The organism is Shewanella sp. Isolate8 (genome assembly GCF_022398495.1).
Taxonomy (GTDB): Bacteria; Pseudomonadota; Gammaproteobacteria; order Enterobacterales; family Shewanellaceae; genus Shewanella; species Shewanella aquimarina.
On the sequence record NZ_JAKEVI010000013.1, the window covers coordinates 1 to 665 of the forward strand.

The following is a 665-nucleotide window of genomic DNA, read 5'->3' on the forward strand; positions in this document are numbered from 1 at the left end:
AATTTCTTTTCCTAAGGGTACTTAGATGTTTCAGTTCCCCTCGTTCGCCTCATTAAGCTATGTATTCACTTAATGATGACAGCTTATGCTGCCGGGTTTCCCCATTCGGACATCGTTAGCTCAAATGCTTGTTACTAGCTCGCCAACGCTTTTCGCAAGTTACTACGTCCTTCATCGCCTCTGACTGCCAAGGCATCCACCGTATACGCTTAGTCACTTAACCATACAACCCAAATGAGTTTCATCTGAGCTGCATCGCAACTAATGGTTTCAACTTTCGCCAAAAGAATACTCAAGTCACTTGATTAAAGTGTGTTTTGAGAACTCAATTATTTTCGCAATAACCTTTCGGTTATTACTATCAGCTTTCCAAATTTTTAAAGAACAAGCATCGTCGCTCGGACGTGCCACTCGCTCTAACAAGAACAAGTTATCTGTGTGAACACTCAACAAATATCAATCAATCGTATAGGTAAGGAGGTGATCCAGCCCCAGGTTCCCCTAGGGCTACCTTGTTACGACTTCACCCCAGTCATGAACCACACCGTGGTAAACGCCCTCCCGAAGGTTAAGCTATCTACTTCTGGTGCAGCCCACTCCCATGGTGTGACGGGCGGTGTGTACAAGGCCCGGGAACGTATTCACCGTAGCATTCTGATCTACGA

The 665-nt window shown here is 45.4% G+C and carries 2 rRNA genes; both read right to left on the bottom strand.

Features of this window, described 5'->3' with window-relative positions:
* A 23S ribosomal RNA gene (locus L1D43_RS19800) occupies positions 1-223 on the bottom strand; the annotation flags it as partial.
* 250 nt (positions 224-473) lie between these two features.
* Positions 474-665: ribosomal RNA gene (locus L1D43_RS19805) — 16S ribosomal RNA — on the bottom strand; the annotation flags it as partial.